The following is a 14,255-nucleotide window of genomic DNA, read 5'->3' as shown; positions in this document are numbered from 1 at the left end:
ACCCACCCCGGTGCGGTTCAGTCATGGGTCGCCGACGGCGCACACACTTCCCGGAGGCCGTCGTCCGCCAACGCATCGAGGAGACACCGGACATGACCTGGACCAAGCGCGGGCCCGCCACCGCGCGCACCGCGCTCGCCGTGCGGGCCGCCGTCTCCACCGCCACGCTTGCGGCGTGCGGCCTGCTGCTCGTGGCCTGTTCGTCCTCGGCGTCGCCCTCCGCGCAGGCGAAGCCGTCGGGGGTGGCGTCGTCCTCGGCGTCGTCGTCCACGGCCAAGGGGATGGACGCCTACCGCCAGTGCCTGGCGCAGCACGGCGTGACGATGGCACCGCGCCCCGCCGGCAGCGGACGGCCTGGTGGGTGGCCCAGCGGGCGGCCGAGCGGGCGGCCCTCGGGCGGTGCTCGGCACTCCGACGGGGGTGGTGGTTTCGGCGGCTTCGGTGGTGGGGCCTCCGCCGACCCGGCGCAGCGTCAGGCCGCGCAGGCGTGTGCGAGTCTGCGTCCGCAGTTCGGCGGACGGGCTGGTGCGGGGGGCGACAGCACCGCGATGAAGGCGTTCACGAGCTGCCTCAAGGACCACGGCGTGGTCCTTCCCTCGGCGTCGCCGGGGGCGGGGGGCATGCGCGGCCTCAACACGGCGGATCCCAAGTCGGCGCAGGCGCTGGGCATCTGCAAGGCGCTGCTGCCCCAGCGAGGCGCGACCACACCGAACCCGTCGTCCACCCCGACCCGCTGAGGGCGCGGCCCGGCTTTCGGGTGCGGGTCGTTTCTTGGTTGCCCGCGCAGTTCCCCGCCCCCCTGGCGGTGGCGGTGCTGGGCGGCGTGGGCATCTTCAGCCCGTCCGGCCGGCTGGGTGTGGGCCTGTATGGGCATAGCCGGCCTGTCCGGCGATTGAGGACGAGCGCCCTCAAGGCGCGAACGGGGTCTGCGGCGGACCCCCGGGGGCCGGGCTGGCCGAGGTGCGAAGGGCGGGCCCGGCCCCGGGAGGCTAGACGTGCGGGCGGTGGCCGCGTTCCTGCTGGGGGAAGGACTGGTCCGCCCCCGGCAGCGTCGGCTTGGGCAACGTCGCCACCTCCCGCTTCGCCTCGGCCAGCTGCTCCGCCGTGTCGTCCGGCAGCCGCGGCGCCTGCGGCGCACCCACACTGAACCGGAACGCCGACGTCAGGTCGCCGAAGGTGCGACGCCGCCACTCGCTGATGTTCGGCTCTTTGACCCCGGTGAACTGCTCGAGGAAGCGCAGCGCGGACGTGTGGTCGAAGGCCTCACTCGCCACCCAGCCCCCCACCGTCCACGGCGAGATGATGATCGCCGGCACCCGGAACCCGCCGCCGATCGGCAGCCCGCCGACATACTCGTCCGCGGTACCCGCCTTCGGAGTCGGCGGAACCACGTGGTCGAACAGGCCGTCGTTCTCGTCGTAGTTGAGGACGAAGGCCGTCTTCGCCCACACCTTCGGATTGGACGCGATCGCCTCGATCTTGCTCGCCACGAAGTCGGCGCCCGCGGCCGGCAGATAGTCCGGGTGCTCCGACTGGTAGCTGGTCGGCATGATCCAGGAGACCGTCGGGAGCCGGTCGGCCCGCGCGTCGTCCTCGAAGGTGCCCACGGGCTGCGGCCGCACGCCCCGCTCGTACAGCGGGGAGCCCGGCTTGGCGTCGCGGAAGGTCTGGAACTGTTCGAGCAGGTTGCAGCCGTAGTCGTCGTCCTGCTGGTAGACCTTCCAGCTCACCCCGGCGCTCTGGAGCCGTTCCGCGTACGTAGTCCACCGGTACGGGCTGGGCGCGGCGTTGCTGATCACCGGCCCGCCCTTGGTGCCGGACGGGTCGATGCTTCCCGTCATCCAGTAGAGGCGGTTGGGCCAGGTCGGGCCGAGGACGGAGCTGTAGTAGTTGTCGCAGATCGTGAAGGTCTCCGCGAGCGCGAACTGGAACGGAATGTCCTTGCGCGTGTAATAGCCCATCACATAGGGCCCGTTGACGCCGTCCGCCTTGCGGTGCGCGGGCAGCCACTGGTCCATTTTGCCGCCGTTCCACGCCTGGTGCTGCACGGCCCAGGCGTGGCTGGTGGAGGGGATGGCCTGCGCGCTGGTGCTGCGGGTGTCCAGGTGGAACGGCAGCAGGTAGCCCTTGGGGTTCACCGTGTCGGGCTGGTAGAACACCGACCGCCCGTTCGGGAGCTTGAGCGCCTGGGGGTCACTGAACCCGCGCACGCCCGACAGCGTACCGAAGTAGTGGTCGAAGGACCGGTTCTCCTGCATCAGCATGACGACGTGCTCGACGTCGCGCAGCGAGCCGCGGCGCGGCGCCCCCGCCGCGACGGCCTTCTGGATACTGGGCGGCAGCAGGGAGAGCGCGGCCGCTCCTCCGAGCGCTCCGGCTGCCGATCCCAGGAGTCTGCGTCGTGTCAACTCGGCCATGAACGCCCCTTCCAGAGCTGTCGGTTGTGACCAGTGACGTGGACCTGCCAGTCAGTCTTGCGCTGTCCGGTGTGGCGCGGTGGAGGGAACCGGTGAACACGAGCCCAACGAAGAGCGAGCGCTTCACCAACCCCGGGCCGGAGCCTCACGCGGCCCGTACGGCGCCCCTCCCGCGGGGGTGCGCCGCACGGGGAAGTCCCCTAGTCTCGACAGACCTGACGGGGAGTCAGCATAGGGAAGAGGAGAGGTGATGATCGACACCCTGGACCGGCGGGTCGCCGAGGGAGAGGAACGCATCAGGCTCGATGTCACCGAGTCCGGCATCGGCGTCCTCACCCTGTGCCGGCCGGACACGCTCAACGGGTGGAGCTGGGAGTCCAGCCGCCAACTGGGCCTGCTTGCCGACCGCATCCGCTTCGACGAGTCGGTCAGGGCCGTGCTGCTGCGGGCCGAGGGGCGCGCGTTCTGCGCGGGGATCGACGTCACCGCCCCGGGCGGCGCCATCACCGGACGCTCCCCGGCCGACCGTACCCACCAGTACTACGAAGGCATCCGCTGGGTCCATGAACGCTTCGCCGCCTTCGCCCGGCTGCCCCAGCCCGTGATCGCCGCCGTCCAGGGTTACTGCCTCGGCTTCGGCTTCGAACTCGCCCTGATGGCTGACATCAGGATCGCCGCCGAGGACGCCGTGTTCGCGCTGCCCGAGACCGGCATCGGGGTGGCCGTCGACGCCGGCGGCGACCTGCGGATCGCGCGCGACGCCGGTGCCGGCTGGGCCAAGCTGCTCGCGCTCACCGGCCGCCGCATCGACGCGCCCACCGCAGAGCGCATCGGGCTCATCCAACAGGTCGTGACCGTCGGCGAGTTGAGGGACAGCGCAGGGGCGGTGGCGGCCGAGATCGCGGCCAACGCACCGCTCGCCGTACGCGCCGTCAAACGGGACATCGACGCCTTCGCCGACGCGGGACTCGCCGAAGCCCTCGACCGTACGGCCCTCGCCGCTGCCCTCACCCTCACCTCCGAGGACGCCCGCGAGGGCTACGCGGCGAAGGCCGCCAAGCGCCCACCCTCCTTCGAAGGAGCGTGAGACCCCCGCGCCGAGCCGGACGTAACCCCACCCGCGCCGAGCCGGACGCCGCCTCAACCGCGCCGAGCCGGACGCCGCCCCACCCGTGCCGAGCCGGACGCCGCCTCAACCACGCCGAGCCCGACACCGCCTCGCCCGGGCTACGCGCCGAACGGCCCGCGCCCCAACTGCTCCCGTACGCTGCTCACCGGGGGCGCCACCAAGGCTCGCCGCTGCCAGTTCGCCCCGTCGACCACCAGGGTGTGGCCGCTGATGAAGCGGGCGTACGGCGAGGCGAGGAAGGTGGCGGCCCAGCCCAGTTCGCGGGGGAGGCCGACCCTCAACGCGGGCTGGCGCAAAGGTAGTTCGCCGCTGTCATCGGCCCGGTCGAGGCTCGCGCGAATCGCGTCCGGCAGGTCCGGGTGCGGCATCAGGCCCGGCACCAGGCCGTTGACCTGGATGCCGTAGGGGCCCCACTCCACGGCGAGCGTCTCGACGAGGTTGCGTACGCCCGCCTTGGCCGCCGCCGAGTGGGCGTGGCCCGGTCCGCCGGTCCAGGCGTACGAGGCTCCGATGCTGATGACCGACCCCGGGGTGCCGGCCGCGAGATGGCGGCGGCCGAACTCGCGGGTCATGAACCACGTACCGGTCAGGGTGATGTCCAGGACCGCCCGCCACGCGTTGGGCGACAAGTCCTCTGCCGGCGAAGGGAAGTTGGCGGCCGCGTTGTTCACCAGGACGGCCGGCAGGCCCAGCGTCTCCTGCGCGGTGTCGAAGACCTCGGCGATCCGCTCCGGCTCCCTGATGTCGCACACCGCGGACGCCACCCGGCCGCCCAGCGCCGCCAGCTCGTGCTCGGCGCCCCTGAGCCGGTCCGCGGAGCGCCCCACGATCATGAGATCGGCGCCGAGCCGCGCGAACTCGGCGGCCATCGCCTTGCCGAGCCCCGACCCGCCCCCGGTGACCAGCACCACGCTTCCCGCGTACGTCCCTGGCGGCAGCGCGCACGCGCCGAGCGGCGGCGGCGCGGGAAGTCCGGGGTGCGCGGGGCGCGGGTTCGGTGCGGCGGCATCGGTCATGCCGCATCCCTACCGGCTGGCGCCGCACATCGCCATGCCCGTGCGGTGCCCTTCTCGCGCGTGCGGTGCCCTTCTCGCGCGTGCGGCGCGTGCCGCGCGGGTGCGTGCGCGCGCCGCACGGCCCGAGTGAGCCCAGGACCGCTGAGCTCAGGTGATTCCCTTTGCGGCAAGCGACCGCTTAGTATGCTCGCGAGTGCAGGAACGTACAGGAACGGACTCAGCGGTACGCAGCCGTATCGCGCCCGGCGTGTGGAGGCCCCCGAATGCAGGCATGGCGAGTGCATGAGAACGGCGAGCCGGGCGAGGTGATGCGGCTCGAAGAGATCGACCGGCCCGTGCCGGGAGCGGGGCAGGTGCTCCTGCGGGTGCGCGCCGCCAACATCAACTTTCCCGACGCCCTGCTCTGCCGCGGCCAGTACCAGATCCGGCCGCCGCTGCCGTTCACGCCCGGCGTCGAGATCTGCGGCGAGACCGAGGACGGCCGCCGGGTGATCGCGAACCCGGCGCTGCCCCACGGCGGGCTCGCCGAGTACGTCGTCGCGGACGAGGTGGCCCTGCTGCCCGCGCCCGAGGCGCTCGACGACGCCGAGGCGGCCGCCCTGCACATCGGCTACCAGACCGGCGTCTTCGGACTGCACCGCCGCGCCCATCTCCAGGAGGGCGAGACGCTGCTCGTGCACGCCGCGGCCGGGGGAGTGGGCAGTGCGGCCGTGCAGCTCGGCAAGGCCGCCGGAGCCCGTGTCATCGGCGTCGTCGGAGGGCTCGAAAAGGCAGCAGTGGCAAGGGAGTTGGGGTGTGACCTGGTCATCGACCGGCGTGCTGACGACATCGTGGCTGCGGTGAAGGAGGCCACTGGCGGGCGCGGCGCCGATGTCATCTTCGACCCGGTCGGCGGCGACGCGTACGCCAAGTCCGCCAAGTGTGTCGCCTTCGAGGGGCGGATCGTGATCGTCGGCTTCGCGAGCGGCTCGGTTCCGGCGCCCGCGCTCAACCACGCCCTCGTCAAGAACTACTCGATCGTCGGGCTGCACTGGGGCCTGTACGCACAGAAGGACCCGGCATCGATCGTCCGCTGCCACGAGCAGCTCACCCGGCTCGCCGCCGACGGCGCGATCAAGCCGCTCATCAGCGAACGGGTCCCGCTCAAGGACGCCGCCGCGGCGGTGCAGCGCGTCGCCGACGGCACGACCACCGGCCGTGTGGTCGTCACCATGGACGGAGCCGCCCGATGACCGACGCCGCCGAACTGCGCACACGTACACGGGAGTTGCTCGCCGCCCACCCGCCCGCCGATACCGCGCCGCTCGACTTCCTCAAGGCCCGCTTCGACGCCGGGCTCGCCTGGGTGCACTACCCGGTGGGGCTCGGCGGTCTCGCCGCGCCGCGCTCCCTGCAACCCGTCGTCGACGCCGAACTCGCGGCGGCCGGGGCGCCCGACAACGACCCGCGGCGGATCGGTATCGGCCTCGGCATGGCCGCGCCGACCGTCCTCACGTACGGCACCGAGGAACAGAAGCGACGCTTCCTGCGTCCCCTGTGGGTGGGCGAGGAGGTCTGGTGTCAGCTCTTCAGCGAGCCCGGCGCCGGCTCCGACCTCGCGGCACTCGGGACCCGGGCCGGGCGCGACGGCGACGACTGGGTGGTCGACGGGCAGAAGGTGTGGACCTCCAGCGCCCACCTCGCCCGCTGGGCCATCCTCATCGCCCGCACCGACCCCGGCCTGCCCAAGCACCAGGGAATCAGCTACTTCATCTGCGACATGACCGACCCCGGCGTCGAGGTGCGGCCGCTGCGGCAGATCACCGGCGAGGCCGAGTTCAACGAGGTGTTCCTCACCGGGGTGCGCATCCCCGACGCGCACCGGCTCGGCGAGATCGGCGCGGGGTGGAAGGTCGCCCAGACCACCCTCATGAACGAGCGCGTCTCCATCGGCGGCATGCGCATCCCGCGCGAGGGTGGCATGATCGGCCCGGTCGCCCGCACCTGGCGCGAACGCCCCGAACTGCGCACCCATGATCTGCACCAGCGCCTGCTCACCCTGTGGGTCGAGGCCGAGGTCGCCCGGCTCACCGGCGAACGGCTGCGCCAGCAGCTCGTCGCGGGCCAGCCGGGCCCCGAGGGCTCCGGCATGAAGCTCGCGTTCGCCCGTCTCAACCAGGAGATCAGCGGCCTGGAGGTCGAACTCCTGGGATCGGACGGCCTGTTGTACTCGGATTGGACGATGCGCCGGCCCGAACTGGTCGACTTCACCGGCCGCGACGCCGGCTACCGCTATCTGCGCTCCAAGGGCAACTCCATCGAGGGCGGCACGAGCGAAGTGCTCCTGAACATCGTCGCCGAACGCGTCCTCGGGCTGCCCGCCGAGCCGCGCAACGACAAGGACGTCGCCTGGAAGGACCTGGCCCGATGAAAGCGCAGCCGGCACAGACCGCCGAAGAAGCCACCGTGGACCTGCTGTACTCCGAGGCCGAGGACGACCTCAGGGCGGCCGTACGCTCCCTGCTCGCCGACCGCGCCGACACCCCGGCCACGCTCGCCCGCGTCGAGTCGGACACCCCGTACGACCCCGACCTGTGGCGGTCGCTCGGCGCACGGATGGACCTCGCCGGGCTCCTCGTGCCCGAGAAGCTCGGTGGTCAGGGTGGCTCGCACCGGGAGGCCGCGGTGGTCCTGGAGGAGATCGGCCGGGCCGTGGCACCGGTCCCGTTCCTGACCAGCGCCGTGATCGCTACGGAGACCCTGCTCGCGCTCGCTACGGAGAGCGCCGAAGTGGGCGCGCTCGTACGGGAGTTGGCGTCCGGCCACCGGACCGCCGCCCTTGTCGTGCCGTTCTCCGCGGGCCCGGACTCGGTGCGGCCACCGGCGGCGCTCACCGGAACGGTGTCGGCCGTCGCGGACGCGGCGACCGCCGATGTCCTGCTGGTACCGACGGCCCAGGGCCTGTACGCGGTGGACGCCGCCGATGTCATGGTCACCCCGCTCACGCCGCTCGACCTGACCCGCCCGCTTGCCGCCGTCACCCTCGACGGTGCGAACGGCACGCTCCTTGCCGGCCCGGACGTTACGCCGGCCGCCGTGCGCCGGGGCCTGCTCGCCGGGGCGGGGCTGCTCGCGTCCGAGCAGCTCGGGGTCGCCGAGTGGTGCCTGACCGAGACGGTGGCGTACACCCGCGAGCGCAAGCAGTTCAACCGGCCGGTCGGCTCCTTCCAGGCGCTCAAGCACCGCATGGCGCAGCTCTGGCTTGAGGTCGTCTCGGCCCGTGCCGCCGCACGCAACGCCGCCGATGCGCTCGCGACGGGCAGCCCCGAGTCGCCGCTCGCGGTGGCCGTCGCCCAGGCGTACTGCGCCCGGGTCGCCGTGCACGCCGCCGAGGAGTGCGTACAGCTGCACGGCGGCATCGGCATGACCTGGGAGCACCCGGCGCACCTCTACCTCAAGCGCGCCAAGTCGGCCCAGATCGCGTTGGGTTCGGCGGGCGAGCACCGGGCGGCGATCGCCGATCTGGTCAACATCCCGTCCCCGTGACGAAGACCCGCCGCTAAGCGGCACGCCCCCTGAGGACACGGCCCCGCCCCGCGCACCCCCGCGGGCCCGGGGCCGTTCCCACTCCCCGAACCCATCAACGCCGGGTGCTGGAGCCCAGGCCAGGGGCGCGGGGAACTGCGCGCTCAGCCGAGCACGGTCCGCAGCCGGAAGTGCCCCCCAGCCCCCCGGGACGGGCACGCCGCCACCCCAGGAGGCGCCCCACCCCACATTCACCCGTACGCTCGTGGTCTGCTCGATATCCTGACGGAACGTTCCTTCAGGTTCATCCCCGACATTCCGTCGGGGCTGGGGGTCGCGGTTCGACGGCTGGTCCGCCTGCCACCACGCGCACGGGAGGACTACAGGAGTGCTAGAACTCAGCAACATCACCGCCGGTTACGAGCGGGGCAAGCCCGTCGTGCGGGACATGAGCCTCGCCGTGGCCCGCGGTGAAGCGGTCGGTCTGCTCGGCACCAGCGGGTGCGGCAAGTCGACGCTCGCCAGGGTCGCCGCCCTGCTCCACCGCCCCGACGCGGGAACGGTCGTCATCGACGGCACCCCCGTCGCCGGCCACCGCCACCGCGTCCCGCGCGCCCTGCGCACCACCGTGGGCTTCGTCTTCCACGCACCCCGGCTCTCCGCCGACCCCGCGCTGCGCCTGCGTGACCTGATCGCCGAGCCGCTGAAGGCCTCGGGCCGGCGCATTGAGATCCGTGAGCGTGTCGACGAACTGGCTCACGCCGTCGGCCTCGGCGGGGACCTCCTCACCCGGGACATCCGGGAAGTCGGCGACGCCCAGCTCCAACGCGCCTTCCTCGCCCGCGCCCTGGTGCTCCGTCCGCGCCTGCTCATCTGCGATGAGATGACCGCGCTCATGGACGCCGAGACCACCGCCGACCTCATCGCGACGGTGCGGAACTACCGACACGCAACCGGGGCCTCCCTGCTCGCCGTCGGCGACGATCCGGCCCTGCTCGCCACCTGGTGCGACCGCACGGTCACCTGGGACGCTCCCCGCGCACACGATGAGTGACGGGGTCACGCGCAGTCAACACCCGTACGGCGGACACGTCTTGAGGCGGGCTGCGGTGCCTCCTCCGCCACACTGACGCCCGAACGCCGCCATTCCGGCGCGGTGGAGGAGGCTCGTCATGGCTGTTTCGATCTCGGTGGTGCTGTTGCTGCTGGTCCTCGCGATGATCTTTCTGCGGAGTGGAGGACTCAAGCTCTCGCACGCCGTCGTCTGTGCGCTGCTCGGTTTCTTCCTGGCCGGTACGAGCATGGCGCCGACGATCCTGGACGGTCTGAGCGCGACGGCGGGTGTGGTCGGTAGCCTGAAACCATGACCGAGGCCCGCCGGAAGATCACCGCCGAGGAACGCCGTGCCCGCCTGGGCGCACGCCACTTGCTGGCGTCCGCCGCTCGCGCGAGCACCCCGGAGGCGGTCGCCGAGGCGCTGCTCGGGCTGCACGCCACCGACCCCGCCTCGGTGTATCTCTCCGTCGCCGCCCGCCTCAGGGAGCCGTCCGTGACGGAGCTGGAGCGCGCGCTGTACGAGGACCGGACCCTGGTGCGGATGCTGTGCATGCGGCGCACCATGTTCGTGGTGCCGCGCGAACTCGCCCCCGTGGTGGACGCCTCGACCGCCCGCGCCGTGGCGGCACGCGAACGCCGCAACCTGGCCAAGGTCATCCAGGAGCAGCTCGGCTTCGACGCACGCTGGTTCGCCGCGACCGAGGCCGCGGTGGTGGCGGCGCTCCAGCGGCGCGGCGAAGCGACCGCGGCTCAACTGGCCGACGACGTACCGGAGTTGAAGAAGCAGATCGTGCAGGCCGAGGGCAAGCCGTACGAGGCGCGGCCGCGCATCACCAGTCGCTTCCTCGGTGTGATGGCCGCCGAAGGGCGCATCCGGCGCGGCCGGCCGCTCGGCACCTGGGCGTCGAGCCAGTACCGCTGGACCCCCGTGGAACCCCACCCCGACCTGCCTGTCGACGAGGCGAAGGCGCGGCTGGCCGCCCGCTATCTGGAGTCGTTCGGCCCCGCCACCACCGAGGACGTCAGGTGGTGGACGGGCTGGACGCTCACCGACACCCGCAAGGCGCTTGCCCGCACCGAGGCCGTGGACGTCGACCTGGACCACGGCCCCGGCCACGCGCTGCCCGCCCACCTCGACGCCCCCGCCGAGCCCGAACCCTGGGTCGCGCTGCTCCCCGCGCTCGACCCCACCCCCATGGGCTGGCGCGACCGCGACTGGTACTTCGACGCCGGACACAAGGCCGACCTGTTCGACACCAACGGCAACATCGGGCCCACCGTGTGGTGCGACGGGCGCGTCGTGGGCGGCTGGGCCCAACGGCCCGACGGTGAGATCGTCACGGAGCTCCTGACCCCGCAGGGCCTGGGCCGCGAAGCACGTGCGGCGATCGCCACCGAGGCCGCACGGCTGACCACGTTCTTCGCCGACGTACGCATCAAGCCGAGCTTCCGCACCCCACTGGAGCGCCGGCTCACCCGGTGACGCCGCTCGGCGGTGGATCCACCGGCTCGACGTACGCGCCGACGACAGCGGCCGCGACCCGGTACCGACCGGGGCTGAGGCGCGATCGGCGGCCGGTTCACACCAGGCGCGAGCGGATGAGGAACCGTACCCCTTCCGGAGCCTCCAGCGAGAACCCGCTGCCGCGGCCCTCCACCACGTCGACGATCAGACGGGTGTGCCGCCACAGCGCGTACTGGCTCCTCGACATCCAGAACGCGATGGGCTCCGCCACACCGTCCACCACGAGGGAGGCGAGCAGGACGTCGGAGTCGCCGGTGCGGAACTCGCCGCGCGGGTAGCACATGGGGGCGCTGCCGTCGCAGCAGCCGCCGGACTGGTGGAACATCAAAGGGCCGTGCGCCGCCCGCAGCGTGCGGAGCAACTCGCTTGCCGCCGGGGTGAGTTCCACCGGCGGTGCCGCGGTGGGCGGTTCCGGGTGCTGCGGGGGTGTCATCTCTCCTCGCTCCTCCGGTCCGCGCGACCGGCCCCCGGTGGGCTGTGTCGCGCGGATCCGGCCCGGCTCAGCTCACCACCCGCGTGGTTGCGAGCGGGTTGCGAGCGTCCTCAGATGAGGTCCATCGCCGCCACCTCGTCGGGGCTGCCGTAGCTGACCGGCCCCTGGAAGCGCCGGCGGGCGGTGGCGAACCACCAGATGGTGGCGATGAGGAGGACCACGCCGAGCGCGATCGGCGCGTAGTTGAACGAGTCCGCGGTGATGGGGGAGACCTGGGGCAGCATGAACAGGACACTGCTCAGCACGATCCACACCACGGCCACCGCCGCGACCGGCCTGCCGTAACGGCCCAGGTTCCACGGGCCGGGCTCGAAGTCCTTGAGCCGCAGCCGCAGGAAGATGGGCACGCCGTACGCGAGGTAGAGACCGACCACGTTGACGCTGACGATGGCGGTGAACGCCGTGTGCGACCACCAGCCCGGAATGATCAGGACCAGTGCGCAGGCGGCGGCGAGCCACACGGCCTTCACGGGCGTACGGGTGCGCAGCGACACCGAGTGCCACCAGCGGGAGCCGGGCATCGCCCCGTCGCGCGAGAAGGCGAAGATCTGGCGGGTGTTGCTGGTCATGTTGGCCAGACCGCAGAACAGCATGGCGCCGATGACGATCAGCAGGAGCAGCTTCGCCATGCCGAGGCCCAGCGCATCCACGAGGATCTGCACCGGCGGCGCCGACGCGGCGATCTCGCTCGCGTAGTCACGGATCGAGTACACCAGGGCGAGCATGAGGACGAGGCCGGCGAGCGCCGAGTAGAGGATGGCCCGCATGATGCCCTTGGGCGTGTTGACGGTGGCCTGCACCGTCTCCTCCGACATGTGGAAGCTGCCGTCGAAGCCCGTGAACGTCCAGCTCGTGACGAGCAGGCCGAGCATCGCGGCGTACAGGCCGTTGCTGAAGCCAGTGCTGTTGACGAAGTGCGTGGCGAACGAGACCGGCTGGTGCGAGCCGGGCTTCACGGTCAGCGCCACGACGATCACCACCATGCCGATGAGCAGCCACCACACGGAGATCCGGTTCACCACGGCGACCAGCTGCACCGTGTAGGTGTTGGCGAGCGCCTGGACCAGCAGGATCGCGGTGGCGATGCCCACCGTCTGCTGCGGGGTCGCCTCGTACGAGGGCCACTGCATGGCGATGAACGCCTGGATGAAGGTGGCGGCGGCGTAGTTGGTGGCGGCGGTGCCGCCCACCTGGCCGACGAAGTTCAGCCAGCCCGTGTACCAGGACCAGGCACCTCGGTGCCGCTTGGCGAGCTTGCCGGCCGAGAAGTACAGGGCGCCGCTCGTCGGGTAGGCGGAGGCGATTTCACCCATCGCCGCGCCCACGAACAGCACCATGATGGAGACGCCGATCCAGCCGAAGACGAGAATCCTCGGGCCGCCCGCTCCCATGCCGAAACCAAATGCGGAGAAGATGCCGGAGATTATGTTGATGATGGTGAAGGATATGGCGAAATTGTCGAAGGCATGAAATCTACGGGTGAGTTTCCGTGGATATCCCATCGCATGCAGCGTGGCGTCGTCATCAGATGTGGATGATGCTTCCACCGGCCGGCTTGTCGGGCGGGCGGGGGACGTACGCTCGGACACAGGGGCAACCTTTCCTCGGGGATGAAAAGACGCGTGGTCTCGCAGGCGGGGTCGTGCGCGCCGGTCGTGATCAGGTCGGCGCCGGGGTCGGCAGGCCGCAGGACTTCCTGGCCCGGGTCAGCTGCTCCCCGGGCTCGCCGAACATGCTCCAGGGCATGCGTGAGGCGTAGGGGCCCATGGCCGTGAGGACTTCGCGTGCCTCGAATTCACGCCTTGCCATGAACAGTGCGTGCGCCAGATAGGCCAGGTCGAGTACGGGGGTGAACCGGTAACTCGCCGCCTGGGGAAACCAGTTGTGATAAATACCCAGGGTGGTCGTCGTCCATTGCGGCTGCTGCCAGGTCTCGTTGGCCAACAGCGCGTTCGGGTCGTAGTCCTCGACGAGCGCGACCAGCGGGAGCAGGCGCAGCGCCGAAGTCGCCGGCGCCCGGTGGCTGAGGAAGGAGGCGACGTCCCAACGGGCGCTCGCGGAGCCGCCGTGGCGGGTGAAGAAACACGCCAGGAAGCGGTGGTGGGCCTCGCGGTGCCAGGGGTCGAGGCGCAGGACGTGGGCGAACATCTGCCAGGGCCCGGCCGGTGCGGTCAGCAGTCCTCTGGGCGCGGCGTCGCGGGGCCCGTCGATGCGGGCCAGGGCCAGTTGGGCCGCCCACGGGGTGGGGTCGTCGGGCAGCAGTCGTGCCGCCCGCACACAGGCCGCCTGCGCTATGCGCAGCAGTGCGTCGGCGCGTGCGTCGCCGGCGTCGGCGGTGCGCAGCGCGCGGATCATCGCCACGCGCGCCGCCAACAGGGCGGCCTCCGGGCCGGGTTCCTCGGCGAGCCAGCGCTCCGCGAGGTCCGAGTCGGCCGCCTCCGAGGCGAGCACGAGAGAGCGGTGCGCCCTCAACTCGTAGTCGCCGCGCGTCTCTTGGAGGACGTTGTGGGCGCCCAGGTAGCGCCCGGCCCGCACATCCGTGCACGCACGTGCCAGCTCGCGATCGTCGGCCGCCGGATGCCACACGTAGTGTCCCTCGAACGAGCCGGCAGCCACGATCCTCTCCCTGTGTCCCCGCGGACGACACCCCGCGCCCTACGAATCCCATAGGGAATTGAGCCGGAGCCCGAGCCCGTACGCAGGATCACCGACAGCGACCCACACCTTACTCATCCTTTAGGCCCATCGAAACTCATCGCCCGGAATATCTGGTTCCGTGCCCTTTGGTGATGTCGGGCGCAGCTTATAAATCCTGTGACTTCGAGTCGATTTTCGGCCACACATTCGCGCCCGTGGCTCGACAGCGTACGTATTCGCCGTATTCGGCGGGTGGCCCGTGCGTGACCTCGCACCGATCTCGTGGCGCGCCGGGGGGCGCGGGGCGCTGCCGGCCGACGGGCGACGAGGGCGCCCCCGCCCGGTGACGAAAGTCCAAGTCCGGCCGACGGATGTCCGTGGACGCCGGCCGGGGCGGTGCACAGACTGCCGAGCACGCGGGCGGCCCCGTCGCCGGCGCGCGTCGTTCCCCGCTCCCACATCCGTGGGCCGTCACAGA

Annotated in this window: 13 protein-coding genes; 8 read left to right on the top strand and 5 right to left on the bottom strand. The window is 71.7% G+C overall.

Annotation, left to right across the window (positions count from 1 at the left end; all coding sequences use genetic code 11):
* Window positions 1–92: 92 nt before the first annotated feature.
* The gene (locus AB0D31_RS09295) at window positions 93–737 is read left to right on the top strand and encodes a hypothetical protein (RefSeq protein WP_362719252.1); all 645 of its coding nucleotides are present in this window, start codon (window positions 93–95) and stop codon (window positions 735–737) included.
* A gap of 252 nt (window positions 738–989) precedes the next feature.
* On the opposite strand, the gene AB0D31_RS09290 is transcribed toward AB0D31_RS09295, so the two are convergent.
* Entirely contained in the window at window positions 990–2,417 is a 1,428-nt protein-coding gene (locus AB0D31_RS09290) for an alkaline phosphatase family protein (protein ID WP_362719249.1), read from the bottom strand.
* Between the two features lie 250 nt (window positions 2,418–2,667).
* Between AB0D31_RS09290 and AB0D31_RS09285 the strand changes: the two genes are divergently transcribed.
* The gene (locus AB0D31_RS09285; RefSeq protein ID WP_362719246.1) at window positions 2,668–3,504 is read left to right on the top strand and encodes an enoyl-CoA hydratase/isomerase family protein; all 837 of its coding nucleotides are present in this window, start codon (window positions 2,668–2,670) and stop codon (window positions 3,502–3,504) included.
* A 140-nt stretch (window positions 3,505–3,644) separates the two neighbouring features.
* On the opposite strand, the gene AB0D31_RS09280 is transcribed toward AB0D31_RS09285, so the two are convergent.
* Window positions 3,645–4,562 (bottom strand): SDR family oxidoreductase, encoded by a 918-nt coding sequence (locus AB0D31_RS09280; protein WP_362719243.1) that lies wholly within the window; start codon window positions 4,560–4,562, stop codon window positions 3,645–3,647.
* Window positions 4,563–4,825: 263 nt separating this feature from the next.
* Between AB0D31_RS09280 and AB0D31_RS09275 the strand changes: the two genes are divergently transcribed.
* The 6 genes from AB0D31_RS09275 (at window position 4,826) to AB0D31_RS09250 (ending at window position 10,605) form a co-directional block, all read left to right on the top strand.
* The gene (locus tag AB0D31_RS09275; protein WP_362719240.1) at window positions 4,826–5,794 is read left to right on the top strand and encodes an NADPH:quinone oxidoreductase family protein; all 969 of its coding nucleotides are present in this window, start codon (window positions 4,826–4,828) and stop codon (window positions 5,792–5,794) included.
* Window positions 5,791–6,972 carry an acyl-CoA dehydrogenase family protein gene (locus tag AB0D31_RS09270; protein ID WP_362719237.1) on the top strand — a complete coding sequence of 394 codons (1,182 nt, stop codon included), beginning with the start codon at window positions 5,791–5,793 and terminating at the stop codon, window positions 6,970–6,972. Before AB0D31_RS09275 ends, AB0D31_RS09270 begins: the two co-directional genes overlap by 4 nt.
* Window positions 6,969–8,087, top strand: a complete 1,119-nt coding sequence (locus tag AB0D31_RS09265; RefSeq protein ID WP_362719234.1) for an acyl-CoA dehydrogenase family protein — start codon at window positions 6,969–6,971, stop codon at window positions 8,085–8,087. The genes AB0D31_RS09270 and AB0D31_RS09265 overlap by 4 nt, the downstream gene beginning before the upstream one ends.
* Window positions 8,088–8,454: 367 nt before the next feature.
* Complete coding sequence (locus tag AB0D31_RS09260) at window positions 8,455–9,120, top strand: ATP-binding cassette domain-containing protein (protein ID WP_362719231.1); 666 nt, start codon at window positions 8,455–8,457, stop codon at window positions 9,118–9,120.
* 118 nt (window positions 9,121–9,238) lie between these two features.
* Window positions 9,239–9,433, top strand: a complete 195-nt coding sequence (locus tag AB0D31_RS09255) for a hypothetical protein (RefSeq protein WP_362719229.1) — start codon at window positions 9,239–9,241, stop codon at window positions 9,431–9,433.
* Entirely contained in the window at window positions 9,430–10,605 is a 1,176-nt protein-coding gene (locus tag AB0D31_RS09250; RefSeq protein ID WP_362719226.1) for a winged helix DNA-binding domain-containing protein, read from the top strand. Before AB0D31_RS09255 ends, AB0D31_RS09250 begins: the two co-directional genes overlap by 4 nt.
* Window positions 10,606–10,702: 97 nt before the next feature.
* Here the strand turns inward: AB0D31_RS09250 and AB0D31_RS09245 are convergent, their stop codons facing one another.
* The 3 genes from AB0D31_RS09245 to AB0D31_RS09235 all read right to left on the bottom strand — a co-directional run bounded on the left by AB0D31_RS09245 (window position 10,703) and on the right by AB0D31_RS09235 (window position 13,756).
* Entirely contained in the window at window positions 10,703–11,080 is a 378-nt protein-coding gene (locus AB0D31_RS09245; RefSeq protein ID WP_362719223.1) for a DUF779 domain-containing protein, read from the bottom strand.
* Window positions 11,081–11,190: 110 nt separating this feature from the next.
* Window positions 11,191–12,642 carry an amino acid permease gene (locus AB0D31_RS09240; RefSeq protein WP_362719220.1) on the bottom strand — a complete coding sequence of 484 codons (1,452 nt, stop codon included), beginning with the start codon at window positions 12,640–12,642 and terminating at the stop codon, window positions 11,191–11,193.
* 157 nt (window positions 12,643–12,799) lie between these two features.
* Complete coding sequence (locus AB0D31_RS09235; protein WP_362719217.1) at window positions 12,800–13,756, bottom strand: hypothetical protein; 957 nt, start codon at window positions 13,754–13,756, stop codon at window positions 12,800–12,802.
* Window positions 13,757–14,255 lie beyond the last annotated feature (499 nt).

Source organism: Streptomyces sp. NPDC048361, assembly GCF_040651795.1.
In the GTDB taxonomy this organism is placed as follows: Bacteria; Actinomycetota; Actinomycetes; order Streptomycetales; family Streptomycetaceae; genus Streptomyces.
The sequence above is the reverse complement of the archived record's forward strand: the minus strand, read 5'-3'. Positions and strand labels throughout refer to the sequence as shown.

What these genes read in the sequence shown, in the direction of transcription:
- AB0D31_RS09240 (WP_362719220.1), bottom strand. Translation starts at nt 12,642, where the DNA reads ATGGGATATCCACGGAAACTCACCCGTAGATTTCATGCCTTCGACAAT.
- AB0D31_RS09275 (WP_362719240.1), top strand. Translation starts at nt 4,826, where the DNA reads ATGCAGGCATGGCGAGTGCATGAGAACGGCGAGCCGGGCGAGGTGATG.
- AB0D31_RS09265 (WP_362719234.1), top strand. Translation starts at nt 6,969, where the DNA reads ATGAAAGCGCAGCCGGCACAGACCGCCGAAGAAGCCACCGTGGACCTG.
- AB0D31_RS09255 (WP_362719229.1), top strand. Translation starts at nt 9,239, where the DNA reads ATGGCTGTTTCGATCTCGGTGGTGCTGTTGCTGCTGGTCCTCGCGATG.
- AB0D31_RS09290 (WP_362719249.1), bottom strand. Translation starts at nt 2,417, where the DNA reads ATGGCCGAGTTGACACGACGCAGACTCCTGGGATCGGCAGCCGGAGCG.
- AB0D31_RS09245 (WP_362719223.1), bottom strand. Translation starts at nt 11,080, where the DNA reads ATGACACCCCCGCAGCACCCGGAACCGCCCACCGCGGCACCGCCGGTG.
- AB0D31_RS09270 (WP_362719237.1), top strand. Translation starts at nt 5,791, where the DNA reads ATGACCGACGCCGCCGAACTGCGCACACGTACACGGGAGTTGCTCGCC.
- AB0D31_RS09280 (WP_362719243.1), bottom strand. Translation starts at nt 4,562, where the DNA reads ATGACCGATGCCGCCGCACCGAACCCGCGCCCCGCGCACCCCGGACTT.
- AB0D31_RS09250 (WP_362719226.1), top strand. Translation starts at nt 9,430, where the DNA reads ATGACCGAGGCCCGCCGGAAGATCACCGCCGAGGAACGCCGTGCCCGC.
- AB0D31_RS09285 (WP_362719246.1), top strand. Translation starts at nt 2,668, where the DNA reads ATGATCGACACCCTGGACCGGCGGGTCGCCGAGGGAGAGGAACGCATC.
- AB0D31_RS09295 (WP_362719252.1), top strand. Translation starts at nt 93, where the DNA reads ATGACCTGGACCAAGCGCGGGCCCGCCACCGCGCGCACCGCGCTCGCC.